Origin of the sequence: Rhodococcus sp. YH3-3 (assembly GCF_001653035.1) — a bacterium.
Lineage (GTDB): Bacteria > Actinomycetota > Actinomycetes > Mycobacteriales > Mycobacteriaceae > Rhodococcus_F > Rhodococcus_F qingshengii.
The window spans coordinates 2189129-2205387 of sequence record NZ_BCWH01000001.1 but is presented as its reverse complement, the minus strand read 5'-3'; the positions used below and the strand labels follow the sequence as shown (position 1 = coordinate 2205387).

The following is a 16259-nucleotide window of genomic DNA, read 5'->3' as shown; positions in this document are numbered from 1 at the left end:
TAGGTCAAGATCCCTTCGCCGGCACGATCTGGAGGTACACCATCGTCAGAATCAGATTGGCGAAGAACAACAGCAGGAACGTGATGACGACGGCCTGGTTCACCGCCTCACCGACGCCCTTCGGGCCACCGGACGGGTGGAGTCCCTTGTACGCGGAGATCACACCAGCGATGACACCGAACACCGCGGCTTTGATCTCACCGCTCCAAATGTCCGGTAGCTGCGCAAAAGCTGAGAACGACGAGATGTAGGCACCGGGGTTACCGCCCTGCAGGATCACGTTGAAGAAGTAACCACCCGCGATACCGACGACGGACACCAGTCCGTTGAGCAGAACAGCGATCAGCACCATCGCGAGTACACGCGGAACCACCAGGCGCTGAATCGGATTGATTCCGAGGACTTCCATCGCGTCGATCTCTTCACGGATGGTTCGAGAACCGAGATCGGCCGTCACGGCCGATCCGGCCGCACCGGCGACCAGCAACGCTGTCACCAGGGGGCTACCCTGCTGGATCACCGCCAGGACGCTGGCAGCGCCAGTGAACGATTCTGCACCCAACTGCTTGATCAGCGAACCGGTCTGCAGTGAGACGACGGCGCCGAAAGGGATGGCTACCAATGCCGTCGGCAAAATTGTCACGCTGGCGATGAACCAGGCCTGCTCGATGAACTCACGGAACTGAAATGGACGCCGGAACGTATTCCTGACGACGTCGACAAACAGTTCGACGATGTTTCCGGCCTGAGTTAATGCTCCGTTGACCGGACTCAGAACCGAGTTGCGGGTAACCCCCATCCGATATGCCTACCCTTGCCCGTGTGTCGTGTTTCCGTAGGGATCGCCCTCGTATGCAGGAATGACCTGCGTGTCTTGCGAGTTGTCGTTCCACTCCCCCTGATAGCCGCTCGCTTCGGCGTACTGGGGATCGTACTGCCCAGTTCCGTCAACCTCGTCGAGGCTGTCCTGAATCGCCGCCTGTGCGTTAGCTGGGAGGGTGTGCATGATCTGACGGACGCGCTCCTGGCGACGACGAACAGCCTGACGCTCCGGGTTTCCGGGGGTGGCCTTCATCTGCGGCACGATGCCCTCGACGTCGTCGACACCACCGGCGTGGTGACCGGCGTCGACGAGCGCCTGCTCGTGCGCCATCTGAGCCTCGTCCTTCTCCTCCGACATACCGATCGGACCGATCATCGTTCCGTTGAGGAACTGCTTGACGACGGGCTCGTCCGAGGTGAGCAGCACCTCACGAGGACCGAACATCACCAACTGACGACGGAAGAGCATGCCGATGTTGTCCGGCACCGTGCGTGCGAGGTTGATGTTGTGCGAGACGATCAGAATCGTCGCGTCCGACTGGGCGTTGATGTCGATCAGCGTTTGGCTGATGTACGTCGTACGCACCGGATCCAGACCAGAGTCGGGCTCGTCGACGAGGATGATCTCGGGATCGAGAACGAGTGCACGCGCCAGACCGGCACGCTTGCGCATACCGCCGGAGATCTCACCGGGAAGCTTGTCCTCGGCGCCGACCAGACCCGTGAGGTCCAACTTCTCCATCACGATCTTGCGGATATCGGATTCCGACTTCTTGGTGTGCTCACGAAGCGGGAAGGCGATGTTGTCGTACAAGTTCATCGAGCCGAACAGTGCGCCGTCCTGGAAGAGAACGCCGAACAGCTTGCGGATCTCGTAGAGCTCCTTGGAGGAGCACTGCAGGATGTCCGTGCCGTCGATGACGATGGAGCCTTGTTCAGGGCGGAGCAGTCCGATCAGGGACTTCAGGAACACCGACTTACCGGTACCCGAAGGCCCGAGCAGTGCGCTGACCTCACCCGCGGGAAGTGTCAACGACACGTCCTGCCAAATCCTCTGCGACCCGAAAGACTTTGTCAGTCCTTGTACCGCTACCTCGACTCCCACCATTACCTCCGCGACGTCCGTTGCATGCATGCACCCGTGTGGGTTGGGTCACTCTATCGCATGGGAGTGGTACCCGTGACTGCGAATACTACTAACGAGTAGGGAAGAAGCATAATTCAGATCACAGCCTAGTTCGGACACCCCTCCCACCTGCATGAATTCCGGCATATCACCCGCGAAAAAAGTTCAAAAAAAGAGGGCCACTCCCCGTGGGGAGTGGCCCTCTTCGTTACTACTCGCGAAGAGCAGCGGGAAAACCGTCTTACTTGATGACGATCTTTGCGCCGGCAGCTTCGAGCTTTTCCTTGGCAGCCTCTGCGGCGTCCTTGGCAACCTTCTCGAGGATGGCCTTCGGAGCGCTCTCGACGAGATCCTTGGCTTCCTTCAGGCCGAGGCCGGAAACGACCTCACGGACGACCTTGATGACCTGGATCTTCTTGTCGCCAGCCGACTCGAGGACGACGTCGAACTCGTCCTGCTCTTCAGCAGCTTCTGCGCCGGCAGCCGGTGCGCCTGCAGCGGCGACGGCGACGGGAGCAGCAGCGGTGACCTCGAAGGTCTCCTCGAATGCCTTAACGAACTCCGAGAGCTCGAGGAGGGTGAGCTCCTTGAACTGGTCCAACAACTCTTCGGTGCTGAGCTTCGCCATTGTGGCGGTCCTTCCTGTAAGTCCCATGTCGCTGATCCGCGACCGGGCGGGGTTATAGCAGTGATGCGCGGGTGCGGATCAGCTTTCGGCTTCGGCCTCGGCCGGAGCCTCGGTGGCAGCCTCTGCGGGGGCCTCTGCGGCTCCGCCTTCTGCAGCCTTCTTCTCCTGCAGGGCAGCGGCCAGACGGGCCATCTGCGAAGCGGGAGCATTGAACAGGCCTGCGGCCTTTGCCAAGTTGCCCTTCATCGCGCCGGCAAGCTTTGCCAACAGGATTTCGCGGGATTCGAGATCCGCGATCTTGTTGACCTCTTCCACGGACAGCGCAGCGCCGTCCATGTAGCCGCCCTTGATGATGAGCGCCTTGTTGTCCTTAGCGAAGTTCTTCAGAGCCTTCGCAGCGTCGACCGGTTCGCCCTTGATGAATGCAATGGCGGTCGGACCAACGAACAGGTCATCAAGGCCCTCGATGCCAGCCTCTGCGGCGGCACGCTTGACCAGGGTGTTCTTGGCGACGGAGTAGGTGGCACCTTCTCCGAGAGCGCGTCGCAGTGTCGTGATGTTGCCAACCGAAAGGCCACGGTATTCCGTGACCACAGCGGCGGTCGAACCCTTGAACTGCTCGGTGATTTCCGCAACTGCGGAAACCTTCTCAGGCTTTGCCATACTTCGCCTCCTCTCGTGACAGTCGTTGTCCCACTCAGGAACCGCTGCACCTCATCGGGGTGAACCCGAGAAGACACAGTCCGCGACATGCAAAACGCCCCGGCGCAAGCGCACGGGGCGTACAGAGGAAACATGAAGAAGAGGCTTACGAATCAGCGTAACGATGCAAAGCGAGGCAGTGCATAACCAGGCAAACTGTAGAACCACTACATCAAGCTATCCCCCTACCTCGTTCACCTACGTGGGCCGCCGGGCACTCCCGGACTTTCAACCACACCCATCACTGAGTGCAATCACCAACGGTCTTGGGTAGAACATGATTTTGGGGTGAAGTTCATATCCAGCACTGAACTCCGCCTCGAAGACTACCTGACTGCTCGCTGCACAACCAAATCGGGTTCGTCACGCACCCGATTCCTTCAAGCACCGATAGCCCTGGCGATCTTGTGTTCGATTGCTGCCCGAGCTCGGTCCGGCAACACCAGCAATCCATCGAGTTCCTTGTGGGCCTTCCGGTACGCACTCTGACGTTCCTGTGGCGTCGCGCCCTCGTCCATGGCCAGTCGCAGCAGACGTTGCGCCCTTACCAGGCGTTCTTGTTCGTCGAGGGTGAATCCGCTCCGTCGGCGGCGCTTCGCCTCAGCTTCCGCGATTTCGAAGGCGATCGAGTAAGCGTGCACCGCCTCGCGGTACTCGGTTTGTGCCTGCTGGTTGCCGATCATCGTCTCCGGATTGCCTGGGCGAAGCAGATCGGCACGATATTTGGCTCGATGAAAATCGGCCGTCAAAGGCTCGCGCATGTCCGTCATCATCGGGGTGTCGAGCAGTGTGACCGGATCGAGCTCATACGAGAACCATCGGGCGTCGACCGCATCGTGCTGCTCGATTGCCTTGGCCAGCTCTCGGCGCTGTGTTTCTTCGTCGGCGTGATGTTGTGCGTTGGCCTGCGCGATGGCCACCTTGGTCTGCTGCTTGAGCCGGAAGCGCTCTTGCCGGCGCTCGATCCGCCTTTCGTTGGCAACCGCGACACCCTTCAGCGCCCCACCGATGGTGCCGCCGAAAACGAAGATCAGCCACCAAAAGTTTCCGAGGAACTGGAACGCTTCGTGCATACCCCGATGATGCCACCGTTGGACCGATACCACCGGCAGAGGCAGGCCCTCCCGACACAGACAAGAAGGCCGGCAGGGAGTGATCCCTGCCGGCCTTCTTGTTCGTATGCGGACTGCTTACGCGTCTGCAGCATCCTCGAGGAGGTTGCGAGTACGGTTCGGATCCACCGGGATGCCCGGACCGGTGGTGGTCGAGACCGTGATCTTCTTCACGTAGCGGCCCTTGGCCGACGAGGGCTTCGCACGCAGGATCTCGTCCAGGGCTGCGCCGTAGTTCTCCACCAGCTTCTCATCGTCGAACGATGCCTTGCCGATGACGAAGTGCAGGTTGGCCTGCTTGTCGACGCGGAAGTTGATCTTTCCGCCCTTGATGTCGTTGACAGCCTTGGTGACATCCGCCGTGACGGTGCCCGTCTTCGGGTTCGGCATCAGGCCACGCGGTCCGAGGACACGGGCGATGCGGCCGACCTTGGCCATCTGATCAGGAGTCGCGATTGCGGCGTCGAAATCGACCCATCCACCCTGGATGCGCTCGATCAGGTCTTCTGCACCGACTACGTCAGCGCCTGCAGCCTCGGCTTCTGCTGCCTTCTCGCCAACAGCGAACACGATGACGCGAGCGGTCTTACCGGTGCCGTGGGGCAGGTTGACCGTTCCGCGGACCATCTGGTCAGCCTTACGGGGGTCGACACCCAGACGAACTGCAACCTCAACGGTTGCATCCATCTTGGTGGACGACGTCTCCTTGGCGAGCTTTGCAGCCTGAAGCGGGCTGTAGAGCTTGTCTGCGTCGATCTTCTCAGCGGCGGCGAGGTACGCCTTGCTGCGCTTTGCCATTTGTTCTGTCCTTACTTGTCACTGCAGCGAATTACCTGTGCAGTGGTGAATGGTTCAGTTGTGGTCGGGGCCTGGCCGGCCCTCCCACGTAATGCTGTGGAGCGGACTATCAGCCCTGGACCGTGATGCCCATGGAACGAGCGGTGCCGGCGATGATCTTCGCGGCCTGCTCGATGTCATTGGCATTGAGGTCTTCAGCCTTGGTCTTCGCGATTTCGCGCACCTGATCCATGGTCACCGAGGCAACCTTGGTCTTGTGCGGTTCGCCGGAGCCCTTGGCGACGCCGGCTGCCTTGAGGAGCAGCTTGGCGGCGGGAGGGGTCTTCAGCTTGAAATCGAAGGTCCGGTCTTCGTAGACCGAGATCTCGACCGGCACAACGTTGCCGCGCTGGGACTCAGTCGCCGCGTTGTAGGCCTTGCAGAACTCCATGATGTTCACGCCGTGCTGACCGAGTGCGGGACCCACGGGAGGTGCAGGGTTAGCCTGACCTGCCTGGATCTGCAGCTTGATGAGCCCGGCGAGCTTCTTCTTCTTTGGGGGCATCTCTAGTTCCTAGTTTCTAGCTTGGGTGTGTGTCTTGCGTCGAACAAATTGCAAGTTTTGGGGTGGTCAGATCTTCGCGACCTGGTTGAAGTTGAGCTCAACCGGGGTTTCACGACCAAAGATCGACACGAGAACCTTGAGCTTCTGCTGCTCGCCGTTGACCTCGCTGATGCTGGCCGGAAGGGTTGCGAACGGGCCGTCCATGACGGTGACCGACTCGCCGACCTCGAAGTCGACTTCGATGAGGGGCTTGCCGAAGGACTCGGACGGTGCCTCGCCTGCTGCGACGGCGGCCGCTGCAGCCTGCTGCTTCTTCTGCTCCTGCTGCGGGAGCAGGAACTTGACGACCTCGTTGAGGGTCAGCGGCGAGGGACGCGACGTGGCACCGACAAAACCGGTGACACCAGGCGTATTGCGCACGGCGCCCCACGACTCGTCGTTGAGCTCCATGCGAACGAGGATGTATCCGGGCAGAACCTTGCGGTTGACCTGCTTGCGCTGGCCGTTCTTGATCTCGGTGACCTCTTCGGTGGGAACTTCCACCTGGAAGATGTAGTCGCCGACATCGAGGTTCTGAACGCGAGTCTCGAGGTTGGTCTTGACCTTGTTCTCGTAACCGGCGTACGAGTGGATGACGTACCAGTCACCCGGGGCGCGGCGCAGCGCAGCCTTGAGTTCGGCAACGGGATCCTCGACCTCGAGCTCGGCGGCGGGAGCGGCCTCGTCGGAGTTCTCGGCATCGTCGGAGATGACGTCCTCGGTCGCTGCAGCGTCTGCATCAGTGCCTTCGGCAACGTCTGCATCGGTGCCTTCGGCAACCACGACGTCTACTTCGGCTGCCGCCTCGGCAGAAACACGCTCTTCGGCCAAAGCCTCATTCGTGTCGTTCTCGGGGGTGCTCACTGGGGCACTCGCTTCCTCTCGTTACTCGGACCCGGGTCGGGTCTTGTCGCGCTCGCAGGCAAAGACGCCCGACTGCTACGGCGATCAGCCGAACAGCCAGGTGACACCCTTGATCACAGCGATATCGACGCCGCTGATGAAAGCGACCATGAAGACCACGAACGTCAGCACGACGCTGGTGTAGGTGATCATCTGCTTGCGGTTCGGCCAGATGACCTTACGGAGTTCTGCGATGACCTCGCGGAAGAATTTGCGCAGGCGCTTGAAGATGTTGTCCTTCTTCGCCTTGGGCTTCTTGCCGGGGTTCGTTGCAGTCGGCTTGGCCGAAGATGTCCGGGATGCCGTCCGGGCCGGAGTCTTCACGGTGGACGCGCTGACCGAGGCGCCGCGTGCAGCGCGCTTGCCGGTCGGCTTGTTGGAAACCCCACTGGATGCGGAGGGAGCCTTTTCGGCACCGTCCTTGTCCAACGAAAGATCGGAACGCGTAGTCGCGTCAGCTGCAGTGTCGTCGACACCGGTCGAATCGGCAGACGGTGAAGTCTCCGCATCCGAAGTGTCGGCGTCGCGCTTGGCGCGCTCCTCGCTCACGTCGTTCCTCTCAGTCGCTGGCATCCGGGGGCAGGGGCGACAGGACTTGAACCTGCAACCTGCGGTTTTGGAGACCGCTGCTCTGCCAGTTGAGCTACGCCCCTTTGGTTGACCTCGACAGGTAGACCCTGCCTGAATCAACCGTTCTGCGATCACACAACATACGCGCTACCCGAGGTGAATGTCTTGCCACATTCAGGGCAGCGCGCAGCGCTGAGGAATCCCAGAAATCTCAGTGTACTTCAAAGCCCCGGAACAAACACAATCCGCCCTGCGATCAGGCTAGACGGACCGTGGCAGTGGCACGACCGAAGATCTTCTTACCTTCGGACTTGGCCACAATTGCCAGTACTGCGGTCTTGCTTTCTTCGTCGATCGACTTCACCTTGGCGGTGAACTCGATCTCGGCAGCCTTGTCGGCTGCCACGATCACCGGGCTCGTGAACCGTACGTTGTACTCGGTCACTGCGCCCGGATCTCCCAGCCATTCGGTGACGTAGCCGGCACCGATGCCCATGGAGAGCATGCCGTGCGCGACGACGTCCGGCAAGCCGGCAAGTCGTGCGACCTCGTCACTGAAGTGAATCGGATTGGGATCTCCCGAAACACCCGCGTAGTTGGCGAGGTTTCCACGCGTCAGGGTGACGGACTTCTCGGGGAGAAGTTCGCCGACACTCACGTCGGAAAATTTACGAAGCGACATGCATCATCACGTCCTTGACTGCGTGGGCGATGTTCTCGTCCACTTCCCCACCCGTTCGAGCAACAAGCGTCGTCCACGTGGTGACGACGGCTTCGTCGTTCTGATCGGTGATGATGTTCTTGGTCACGATGATGTCGCTACCTGCGGCCTGCCTGAACGAATCCAGGAAGACGTCGCAGAAGAGTCGGTCACCGACCTGCATGGGCTTGTGCAGCACCAAGCGCTGATCGGTCTGAAGAATCTGACTCAGGTCGTAGCCTGTGACGATCTCTTCGAACAGACGTCGCTGAGCAATGGCACCCACGATGGCGACGAACGTGATGGGAGCGATCAGGCCGTCGTATCCGAGGCCCTTGGCTGCCGACTCGTCGTAGTGCGCGGGATGGGCGTCCTGGACGGCGCGAGCGAACTCGCGCACCTTCTCGCGTCCGACCTCGTAGAAGTCTTCGACACGATAGTGGTGACCGACCATCTGGACGGCATGAGCGGCCGGGTCCGTAGGGACCTCGGCCGCTGCCTGGTTCTCTTGCAAATCTGTCACGCGGTGAGACTCTCTTCTAGCTAGGACCCGAAGACGCAGGCCCAGAGAGGGTCTTCCGCGAAAATCGTCGTCCTGTTAAGGACTTACTACTTCGACTCGCGATGCGACTGGTGGGTTCCGCAGTTGGGGCAGAACTTCTTGAGCTCCAGGCGATCGGGGTCGTTGCGCCGATTCTTCTTGGTGATGTAGTTGCGGTGCTTGCATACCTCGCAGGCCAAGGTGATCTTGGGCCGAACGTCGGTCGAGGAGGCCACGGGATGCCTTCTTTCGGGTGTATCTGATTACGAGCAATCAGGGTGGATCATGCATATTGTGTAGCGGTGACCGGACTTGAACCGGCGACGCAACGATTATGAGTCGTTTGCTCTACCAACTGAGCTACACCGCCTCGGTGTCGAGTGTCGCGCGGAAAGCACGGCACCACAATCCAGCGAGCCCCCTAACGGAATCGAACCGTTGACCTTTTCCTTACCATGGAAACGCTCTACCGACTGAGCTAAGGGGGCGTGGCTCAGGAGTGCGTTGCCGCTCTCTTGAAGCCTCCGAAAGATTACACACGAACGAGCGCCAGCACCAAATCCGCTGGTCATCGGGGCAAAAATGGTGCCGGAGCCCATTGTTGCACCGATCGGGGCCGCTGGCGAGGGCTTTGCGGGAACCAGCTCGACCCTGCACTCCCCCTGAAACCATCCCCCGGTGCCCATCCCGAGGCCCCTGAGCCCCCGACACCCCTGAGCCGAAGCCGGCGCCTGCGTCGCCAACGCGCGCTCGACCTCGGTACACGCACAAAAAAGTCAGCCCCGACTCTCGCGAAGAGAATCGGGGCTGACTTGGTGTGGCAGATGTAGGATTCGAACCTACGTAGGCATAAGCCGACGGATTTACAGTCCGCTCCCATTGGCCGCTCGGGCAATCTGCCGTGCTTGCACCAGGCTTCGATCCGGCGCATTCGCAAGTATATCGCGACGTGCGGCGGCCGAAAACGGCTTCCTCGGTGCGGTGAGAAGAATACAACGAACACACCCCCATTTTGCAAACCGGGTGGTAACGGGCGGTGCCGACCCGATAACGTCGAGGTGTCCACCGGTATGGAAGGTGGGCGGAACTCGATGTTCGTGAACTACCGGAAAGCGGGAGTGTGAAGTGGCTGATTCGTCCTTCGACGTGGTGAGCAAGGTTGACCGTCAAGAGGTGGACAACGCCCTGCATCAGGCTGCCAAGGAGTTGACCACGCGTTTCGACTTCCGAAACACGGGAGCGTCGATCGAGTGGTCTGGTGAAGAGACGATCACGTTGAACGCCGACACCGAGGAGCGACTGCTGGCCGCCCTCGACGTGTTCAAGGAGAAGTTGATCCGTCGCGACATCTCGCTGAAGGCATTCGATGCCGGCGAGCCGGCGCAGTCCGGAAAGATCTACAAGCTGTCCGGAACCTTGGTCCAGGGCATCAGCAGCGAGAACGCGAAGAAGATCACCAAGAAGATTCGCGACGAGGGCCCCAAGGGCGTCAAGGCGCAGATCCAGGGTGAGGAACTTCGTGTGAGCAGCAAGAAGCGCGACGACCTCCAGGGCGTCATCTCCCTGCTCAAGGGTGAGGACTTCGGGATCGCCCTGCAGTTCGTGAACTACCGGTAGTAGGGGCTGCGCCCCTGTGCGCCTTTTTGGTAGTTCCGACGACCAGAAAGGCTCACAGGGGCCGAAGGCCCCTACATCCCCGCCATCTTCTCCAAACGCTCGATCCGGTCCGCCATGGGCGGATGCGTCGAGAACAGCTTGCTGACCTTGTCCCCCGCTCTGAAGGGGTTGGCGATCATCAGGTGGGACTGCGCCGCGAGCTTGGGCTCAGGCGGCAACGGCGCGGCTGCGACGCCCGACTCGAGCTTGCGCAGCGCCGACGCCAACGCCAGCGGGTCACCGGTGAGCTCGGCTCCCGATTGATCCGCCTGGTACTCGCGAGAGCGCGAGACGGCCAGCTTGACCACGGTTGCCGCGATCGGTCCCAGTAGGGAGACGAGCAGCAGCGCGATCGGATTGCTTCCCTGCCCGTTCCCTCGGCCGCCGAAGATGCTCGCGTACATCGCGAAGTTGGCCAGGCCAGAGATGACGCTGGCCATCGCGCCGGCCACGGACGAGATCAAAATGTCCCGGTTGTAGACGTGGGAGAGTTCGTGCCCGAGCACGGCACGCAGTTCGCGTTCGTTCAGGATCTGCATGATGCCGCTGGTCACGCACACCGCGGCGTGCCGAGGGCTACGACCGGTGGCAAACGCGTTCGGGGCGTTCGTGGGGCTGACGTACAGCCTGGGCATCGGTTGGTGCGCCGTCGTGGCGAGTTCGCGCACGATCCGGTAGATCGCCGGTGCCTCGACCTCGGTGATGGGCTGGGCGCGCATCGATCGAAGCGCCAGCTTGTCGCTGTTGAAGTACACGTAGGCATTCATGCCGACGGCAAACAGAACGGATCCCCACAGAAGGAACGGGCTGTTGAACAGCGAGCCGATGAAGACGATCAGCGCCGACATCCCCACCAACAAGCCGAATGTCTTCGCACCGTTCGCGTAGCCGTGCAAACCGCTCACCTCTTGCCTCGCTGGAGCCGAAGGCTCACCTGAACTCCCCGGTGTATGCACCGGTTCTGTTCAGTCAACGAAGGACAGGGTCATCAGGGTTCCCACCCAGTGACTGTCGGGGTTTCCACCCGGTAGCCCGATTCGCCGAGGTGTCAGCCGACTCGTTCGATCGTGTAATCGACGAGACGCACGAGCGCTTCGTTGGCCGGTCCCTGCGGGAGCTCAGCCAACTGAGCTTTCGCCGCGACGGCATACTCGCCCAGCTTTGCCTTCGCCTTGACCATGCCCGGCGAACGCTCGAGCAGTTCGAGAGCTTCTTCTACCAGGGCATCTTCGGTAACCGGGCCCGCGAGCAGCTCCCGCAGGCGATCTGCGTCGGCCCCTTCTTCGCGGAACGCGTACAGGACGGGCAGGGTGTGGACACCCTCGCGCAGGTCGGTGCCCGGAGTCTTGCCGGACTGCGCCGAGACGGACGAGATGTCGATGATGTCGTCGGAGATCTGGAACGCGGTGCCGACGGCGTCACCCAGGCGCTCGAGGCGCTCGATGTGAGCTGCGTCGGCGCCGGAGAAGGTGCCGCCGAAGCGTCCCGAAGCAGCGATCAGCGAACCGGTCTTCTCCCACACAACCTTGAGGTAGTGCTCGACCGGATCCTGCTCCTTCTTGACACCGATCGTCTCGCGCATCTGGCCGGTGACCAGTTCGGCGAATGTTTCGGCGATGATCCGAACGGCCTCGGGTCCGAGCGTCGACACCAGTCGTGATGCGTGCGCGAACAGATAGTCGCCGGCCAGGATCGCCACGCTGTTTCCCCAGCGGGCATTGGCGCTGGGTGCTCCGCGCCGCATGGACGCCTCGTCCATGACGTCGTCGTGATAGAGCGTCGCCAGGTGAACGAGTTCGGTGACAGTCGCTGCGGTGATGATCGACGGATCGTTCGGCACCGGTCCGAGTTGCGCGGTCAGGATCGTGAACAACGGACGGAAGCGCTTTCCACCAGCTCGCGCGAGATGCAGCGCGGCCTCGGTGAGGAAGTCTTCTCCGTCGGACAGCTCGCTGACCAACAACTCCTCGACATCGGAGAGTCCACCACGCACTACTGCGGCGAGCTGTTCGTCGCCCAGGTCGATGCCTGCAACGACGGTGCTCGATGCGGTTGCGTCGGCAGCAGTCTTTTCGGTGCTCACGATGTCAGTACCCATTCCTGTCGTCAGTGACGGCTCGGTTCCCACGGTAGTGAACCTAGCGGTTCGCACTCGGGACGGCCTCGCCACGGTGGCGATCGCGAGCCTGGGAAGATGTGAGTGTGTCCGTAGAAGAGCAGTCCCCCGTCGTCGATTCGCTTCCGAACGAAACCGACATTGTGGTCATCGGCGCAGGTCCCGCGGGTTCTTCGGCCGCTGCATGGGCCGCCCGCAGCGGCCGAGACGTCGTCCTCGTGGACTCTGCCGTCTTCCCGCGAGACAAGACTTGTGGTGATGGACTCACTCCGCGCGCCGTGGCCGAACTGGATCTCCTCGGCCTCGGCGAGTGGGTTCGGTCACATACGACGAACAAGGGCCTGCGGTTGTCCGGCTTCGGACAAGAACTCGAACTCGAGTGGCCGGGGACGTCGTTCCCGCCGATCGGCAGCGCCATCCCCCGCACCGAACTCGACGACGCCATTCGCCGGTGCGCCGTCGAATCGGGCGCGGTCATGGTCGAGGGCACCAAGGCCGTCGACGTCGAACTCGACGGTGATCGAGTAGCCGCCGTCGTACTCGCCGGCCCCTCGGGACGCAGCGCTCTTCGTTGCCGGACGCTGATCATCGCCGACGGCGTTCGCTCGACGCCGCGCTTACGTCGCGACGCCGCGCAGCGCCGACCCGTGGATCACCTCGCATCTGGAACTGCGGGACGCGGAGGGCACGTTGCAGGCGGGGTACGGCTGGATCTTCCCGCTCGGTACCGGCGAGGTGAACATCGGCGTCGGGACACTGGCGACGTCCAGGCGCCCGGCACCAGGTGCCCTGCGACCCTTGCTGGACCTCTACACCGATCAGCGCCGAAGCGAGTGGCAGTGGAGCAGCGAAATACATTCCGTCGCTTCGGCTTTGCTACCCATGGGTGGAGCCGTTTCCAACATCGCCGGACGCAACTGGGCCGTGATCGGCGACGCCGCAGCGTGTGTGAACCCGCTCAACGGTGAGGGCATCGACTACGGCCTCGAAGGCGGACGTCTGGTGGTCGAACAGCTCGGCGCCGACGATCTGACGGAGCTGTGGCCGACCGTGCTTCGGGAGCACTACGGGCAGGCGTTCTCGGTCGCGCGCCGGCTCGCAGGCCTGCTGACGGTTCCGCAGTTCCTGCCCGCGTCGGGTCCGATCGCGATGCGCTCACGGGCACTGATGACGGTCGCCGTTCGGGTGATGGGGAACCTCGTCACCGACGCCGACGCCGATCTGACGGCGAAGGCATGGCGGGCGTCGGGGGCCGCGTCGAGAAAGATCGACTCCCGACCGTTGTTCGGTTGAGCAAGTGCTGTGCGCCTTTATTAACCGCCGGGGGTTAATAAAGGCGCACAGCAGTTCAGGCAGTGGCGTAATGCAGCGCCACGATGCCGCCGGTGAGGTTGCGCCACTTGACGTTCTTCCACCCGGCAGCCTCGATCTTGCGGGCCAACTCTTCCTGGGTCGGCCAGGCGCGGATCGATTCGGCGAGGTAGACGTAGGCGTCGGGGTTGCTGCTGACGGTGCGTGCAACCCGAGGGAGCGCCTTCATGAGGTATTCCATGTAGACCGTGCGGAAGGGCCCGAAGACGGGCGTCGAGAACTCGCTGACGACGAGACGTCCGCCCGGCTTGGTGACGCGGGCGATCTCACGCAGTCCGGCTTCGAAGTCGGAGACGTTGCGCAGACCGAAGGAAATCGTCGCGGCGTCGAACACGTTGTCGGCGTAGGGCAGGTACATCGCGTCACCAGCGACCATCGGGACCTTGCGCGAGATTCCAGCCTTGAGCATTCCCTTGGAGAAGTCGGTGGCGACGCACCAGGCACCGGAGCGCCCCAGTTCGACGGTCGAGACTCCGGTTCCGGCGGCGAGGTCGAGTACCTTCTCGCCCGGCTTCAGATCGAGGGCTTCGCGGGTGGCCTTGCGCCAACCCTTGTCCTGGCCGAAGGACAGCACGGTGTTGGTGAGGTCGTATCGCTCCGCGACGTCGTCGAACATCGACGCTACTTCGTGCGGTTGCTTCTCGAGAGTTGCTCGGGTTCCGTGTGTAGTGGCCACACCCGAAACGCTACCAACCCTCGTGCAGCGAGGGCGTTCAGGCTGCTCTGGCACCCGTTCGCCGCCCGAGGCCCTGCACGTCCTCGTAGTGACGGAGCAACTCTTCGCAGATTGCCGGCCAGGTCCGGTGCAGCACCGAGCGCCTCGCCGCGGAGCCGAACTGCACCCGCAGATCACGCTGACGAAGTGCGTCCACGGCGCTTGGCAGGAGTTCGGTGAACCTGTCCGTCGGCAGGAGGTAGCCGTTGCGGCAATGCGAGATCAGGTCACGTGGTCCGCCGGCGTCCGGTCCGACGACAGGCACACCGCTCGCGAGGGCTTCCTGGACCGCCTGGCAGAAGGTCTCGTGCTCGCCGGGGTGAACGAATACGTCCAGGCTCGCATAGGCGTCGGCCAGCGCGGTACCGCCGAGTTGTCCGGTGAAGATCGCGTCCGGCATCAGTCGTCGTAGGTTCTCGCGGTCCGGGCCGTCTCCGACGACGACGATCTGCACACTGGGATCGCCGGCCAGGGCCGCCAATCGTTCGACGTGCTTTTCGGGCGCGAGGCGACCGACGAAGCCGACCACCAACCGGTCGCTGTCGCCGATCCAGGACTGCCGCAACACCGAACTACGACGCGAAGGCGCGAATCGTTGTGCGTCGACGCCGCGGGCCCATCGGTGCACGCGCGGAATGCCGTGCTCTTCGAGGGCGTCGACTGCCGACGTGGAGGGCGCGAGTGTCCTGTTGCAGCTCTTGTGGATTCGACGGGTCCACGCCCATGCGGCGCGGCTGGTGACGCCGAGACCGTAGCTTTCGGCAAATCCGGCGACATCGGTTTGGTAAACCGCGACGGTCGGGATCCCGAGCCGCTTGGCGACGGCCACTCCCCCGGCGCCGAGCAGGAACGGTGACGCCAGATGGACGACGTCGGGCGCGAAGGTCCGCACGGCCGTGGTCAATCGTGGTTGCGGCAGGCCGACGGGAAGTGAACTGACTTTGGGCACCATGACGGCTGGCACCCGAACCACCTGAACGCCTTCGTGTTCGGTGGCGGCAGAGGTGTCGGATCCGACGGTGTCCGGCGCAATGACCATGGCGTCGTGGCCAGTGCGATCGAGGTGTTCGAGCACGCGTAGTACCGAGTTGGTGACGCCGTTCATGTTGGGCAGGAATGACTCCGCAACGATGGCTACTCTCACACCGAGAACGGTGACAGGGCCAGGAAAAGTCCACGTCATGTTCGTGTGAAGTTCGGGCGAAGCGCGAACTAACTCGAGGCGACCGGCGCCGAACTTGCCGCCTGCGCTTCCCGCTTGCGCAGGTACCAGATCGACGGTCCAGCCAGGAGCCACGTCACGACGATCACCGATCCTGCCGGGATCAGCGCCACCGTCGCGTTGCGTCCCGCTACCCGGACCAAATCAGGGTCGGCTTTGGAGTACTCCACCTCGATGCGTTGTCCCACAGTCAGATTGGTGGGGTAGAGCACGCCGAGTTCAGGGTTGTGGTTGGCGCCGTCCGGTGTCACGAAGCTGATCGCCGAACGTAGCGAGCCTGCCGAGAGCACCTCGGCAGTTGCGGTCCCCATGTTCGATTCGATGGTCCGATCGTTGCGCCAGGCACCGAGAACCAGAATCACCGCGAGCACGGAAATGCCGACCGCAACCACCAGTACGCCGATGCGGAGACGACGCAGAACCGTTTGCGTCACAGCTGTGCCCGCACGGAAGCGTGGAGTTCGCGCAGCCCACTGCGATCCGTCGCGACCTCGAGCACACGAATGCCGTTGGCCGGTTGCGCCAGCGTCGTTGCCAGAGCGTCGACGGTGACCGCTGCGTGCGGCACGCGGTAGGCCGCGCACAGCGCAGCGAGGTCCATGCCGTGTGGTGTTCCGAACACTCGCTCGAAGACGCCGGCGTACTGCGGGTCGCCTTGTTCGAGGAGCTCGAAGATACCGCCGCCGTCGTCGTT

Annotated in this window: 18 protein-coding genes, 4 tRNA genes and 2 pseudogenes; 2 read left to right on the top strand and 22 right to left on the bottom strand. The window is 62.4% G+C overall.

What is annotated here, in order from left to right:
- Positions 1-4: 4 nt before the first annotated feature.
- The 16 genes from YH3_RS10420 to YH3_RS10345 form a co-directional block, all read right to left on the bottom strand.
- Positions 5-799, bottom strand: a complete 795-nt coding sequence (locus YH3_RS10420; RefSeq protein WP_003942038.1) for an ABC transporter permease — start codon at positions 797-799, stop codon at positions 5-7.
- 9 nt (positions 800-808) lie between these two features.
- On the bottom strand, positions 809-1930 hold the full coding sequence (locus YH3_RS10415; RefSeq protein ID WP_007728450.1) for an ABC transporter ATP-binding protein: 1122 nt from the start codon (positions 1928-1930) through the stop codon (positions 809-811).
- 259 nt (positions 1931-2189) lie between these two features.
- Positions 2190-2576, bottom strand: a complete 387-nt coding sequence (rplL, locus tag YH3_RS10410; protein ID WP_003941857.1) for a 50S ribosomal protein L7/L12 — start codon at positions 2574-2576, stop codon at positions 2190-2192.
- A gap of 78 nt (positions 2577-2654) precedes the next feature.
- Complete coding sequence (gene rplJ, locus YH3_RS10405) at positions 2655-3239, bottom strand: 50S ribosomal protein L10 (protein ID WP_003942074.1); 585 nt, start codon at positions 3237-3239, stop codon at positions 2655-2657.
- A gap of 419 nt (positions 3240-3658) precedes the next feature.
- The gene (locus YH3_RS10400; protein WP_042453090.1) at positions 3659-4351 is read right to left on the bottom strand and encodes a hypothetical protein; all 693 of its coding nucleotides are present in this window, start codon (positions 4349-4351) and stop codon (positions 3659-3661) included.
- 117 nt (positions 4352-4468) lie between these two features.
- Positions 4469-5188: a 50S ribosomal protein L1 gene (gene rplA, locus YH3_RS10395; protein ID WP_003941982.1), complete on the bottom strand. Its 720-nt coding sequence runs from the start codon at positions 5186-5188 to the stop codon at positions 4469-4471.
- Positions 5189-5297: 109 nt separating this feature from the next.
- Entirely contained in the window at positions 5298-5732 is a 435-nt protein-coding gene (gene rplK, locus YH3_RS10390; RefSeq protein WP_003941896.1) for a 50S ribosomal protein L11, read from the bottom strand.
- 66 nt (positions 5733-5798) lie between these two features.
- The gene (gene nusG / locus YH3_RS10385; RefSeq protein ID WP_003942049.1) at positions 5799-6635 is read right to left on the bottom strand and encodes a transcription termination/antitermination protein NusG; all 837 of its coding nucleotides are present in this window, start codon (positions 6633-6635) and stop codon (positions 5799-5801) included.
- Positions 6636-6719: 84 nt separating this feature from the next.
- Positions 6720-7223, bottom strand: a complete 504-nt coding sequence (gene secE, locus YH3_RS10380; RefSeq protein ID WP_003942030.1) for a preprotein translocase subunit SecE — start codon at positions 7221-7223, stop codon at positions 6720-6722.
- Between the two features lie 31 nt (positions 7224-7254).
- Positions 7255-7327 (bottom strand) — tRNA-Trp (locus YH3_RS10375).
- A 173-nt stretch (positions 7328-7500) separates the two neighbouring features.
- Positions 7501-7926, bottom strand: a complete 426-nt coding sequence (hadB, locus tag YH3_RS10370; protein WP_003941909.1) for a (3R)-hydroxyacyl-ACP dehydratase subunit HadB — start codon at positions 7924-7926, stop codon at positions 7501-7503.
- Positions 7913-8467: a (3R)-hydroxyacyl-ACP dehydratase subunit HadA gene (gene hadA / locus YH3_RS10365; protein WP_019744315.1), complete on the bottom strand. Its 555-nt coding sequence runs from the start codon at positions 8465-8467 to the stop codon at positions 7913-7915. Before hadA ends, hadB begins: the two co-directional genes overlap by 14 nt.
- An 86-nt stretch (positions 8468-8553) precedes the next feature.
- Positions 8554-8721 (bottom strand): 50S ribosomal protein L33, encoded by a 168-nt coding sequence (rpmG, locus tag YH3_RS10360; protein ID WP_003941903.1) that lies wholly within the window; start codon positions 8719-8721, stop codon positions 8554-8556.
- Positions 8722-8782: 61 nt separating this feature from the next.
- Positions 8783-8855, bottom strand: a tRNA-Met gene (locus tag YH3_RS10355).
- Between the two features lie 45 nt (positions 8856-8900).
- A tRNA-Thr gene (locus tag YH3_RS10350) sits at positions 8901-8973 on the bottom strand.
- A gap of 330 nt (positions 8974-9303) precedes the next feature.
- Positions 9304-9386: transfer RNA gene (locus tag YH3_RS10345), tRNA-Tyr, on the bottom strand.
- A gap of 224 nt (positions 9387-9610) precedes the next feature.
- Here YH3_RS10345 and YH3_RS10340 point away from each other — a divergent pair.
- The gene (locus YH3_RS10340; RefSeq protein WP_003941854.1) at positions 9611-10102 is read left to right on the top strand and encodes a YajQ family cyclic di-GMP-binding protein; all 492 of its coding nucleotides are present in this window, start codon (positions 9611-9613) and stop codon (positions 10100-10102) included.
- 71 nt (positions 10103-10173) lie between these two features.
- Here YH3_RS10340 and htpX read toward each other — a convergent pair whose 3' ends face one another.
- Positions 10174-11037 (bottom strand): zinc metalloprotease HtpX, encoded by an 864-nt coding sequence (htpX, locus tag YH3_RS10335; RefSeq protein ID WP_007728460.1) that lies wholly within the window; start codon positions 11035-11037, stop codon positions 10174-10176.
- Between the two features lie 152 nt (positions 11038-11189).
- Positions 11190-12239, bottom strand: a complete 1050-nt coding sequence (locus YH3_RS10330; RefSeq protein WP_037129929.1) for a polyprenyl synthetase family protein — start codon at positions 12237-12239, stop codon at positions 11190-11192.
- A gap of 104 nt (positions 12240-12343) precedes the next feature.
- Between YH3_RS10330 and YH3_RS10325 the strand changes: the two are divergent.
- Positions 12344-13550 (top strand): annotated as a pseudogene (locus YH3_RS10325) (geranylgeranyl reductase family protein).
- A gap of 55 nt (positions 13551-13605) precedes the next feature.
- Here the strand turns inward: YH3_RS10325 and YH3_RS10320 are convergent.
- The 4 genes and pseudogenes from YH3_RS10320 to YH3_RS36650 all read right to left on the bottom strand — a co-directional run.
- A complete protein-coding gene (locus YH3_RS10320) occupies positions 13606-14304 on the bottom strand; it encodes a demethylmenaquinone methyltransferase (protein ID WP_042925614.1) in 699 nt (232 codons plus the stop codon).
- Positions 14305-14341: 37 nt separating this feature from the next.
- Positions 14342-15487: a glycosyltransferase family 1 protein gene (locus YH3_RS10315; protein WP_197523597.1), complete on the bottom strand. Its 1146-nt coding sequence runs from the start codon at positions 15485-15487 to the stop codon at positions 14342-14344.
- Between the two features lie 68 nt (positions 15488-15555).
- The gene (locus tag YH3_RS10310; RefSeq protein ID WP_007728471.1) at positions 15556-15999 is read right to left on the bottom strand and encodes a DUF3592 domain-containing protein; all 444 of its coding nucleotides are present in this window, start codon (positions 15997-15999) and stop codon (positions 15556-15558) included.
- A pseudogene (locus YH3_RS36650) lies at positions 15996-16259 on the bottom strand (2-succinyl-5-enolpyruvyl-6-hydroxy-3-cyclohexene-1-carboxylic-acid synthase); the annotation flags it as partial. The pseudogene YH3_RS36650 and the gene YH3_RS10310, both read right to left, overlap by 4 nt.

What these genes read in the sequence shown, in the direction of transcription:
- YH3_RS10420 (WP_003942038.1), bottom strand. Translation starts at nt 799, where the DNA reads ATGGGGGTTACCCGCAACTCGGTTCTGAGTCCGGTCAACGGAGCATTA.
- rplA (WP_003941982.1), bottom strand. Translation starts at nt 5,188, where the DNA reads ATGGCAAAGCGCAGCAAGGCGTACCTCGCCGCCGCTGAGAAGATCGAC.
- YH3_RS10400 (WP_042453090.1), bottom strand. Translation starts at nt 4,351, where the DNA reads ATGCACGAAGCGTTCCAGTTCCTCGGAAACTTTTGGTGGCTGATCTTC.
- rplL (WP_003941857.1), bottom strand. Translation starts at nt 2,576, where the DNA reads ATGGCGAAGCTCAGCACCGAAGAGTTGTTGGACCAGTTCAAGGAGCTC.
- rplK (WP_003941896.1), bottom strand. Translation starts at nt 5,732, where the DNA reads ATGCCCCCAAAGAAGAAGAAGCTCGCCGGGCTCATCAAGCTGCAGATC.
- hadB (WP_003941909.1), bottom strand. Translation starts at nt 7,926, where the DNA reads ATGTCGCTTCGTAAATTTTCCGACGTGAGTGTCGGCGAACTTCTCCCC.
- YH3_RS10330 (WP_037129929.1), bottom strand. Translation starts at nt 12,239, where the DNA reads ATGGGTACTGACATCGTGAGCACCGAAAAGACTGCTGCCGACGCAACC.
- YH3_RS10415 (WP_007728450.1), bottom strand. Translation starts at nt 1,930, where the DNA reads ATGGTGGGAGTCGAGGTAGCGGTACAAGGACTGACAAAGTCTTTCGGG.
- rplJ (WP_003942074.1), bottom strand. Translation starts at nt 3,239, where the DNA reads ATGGCAAAGCCTGAGAAGGTTTCCGCAGTTGCGGAAATCACCGAGCAG.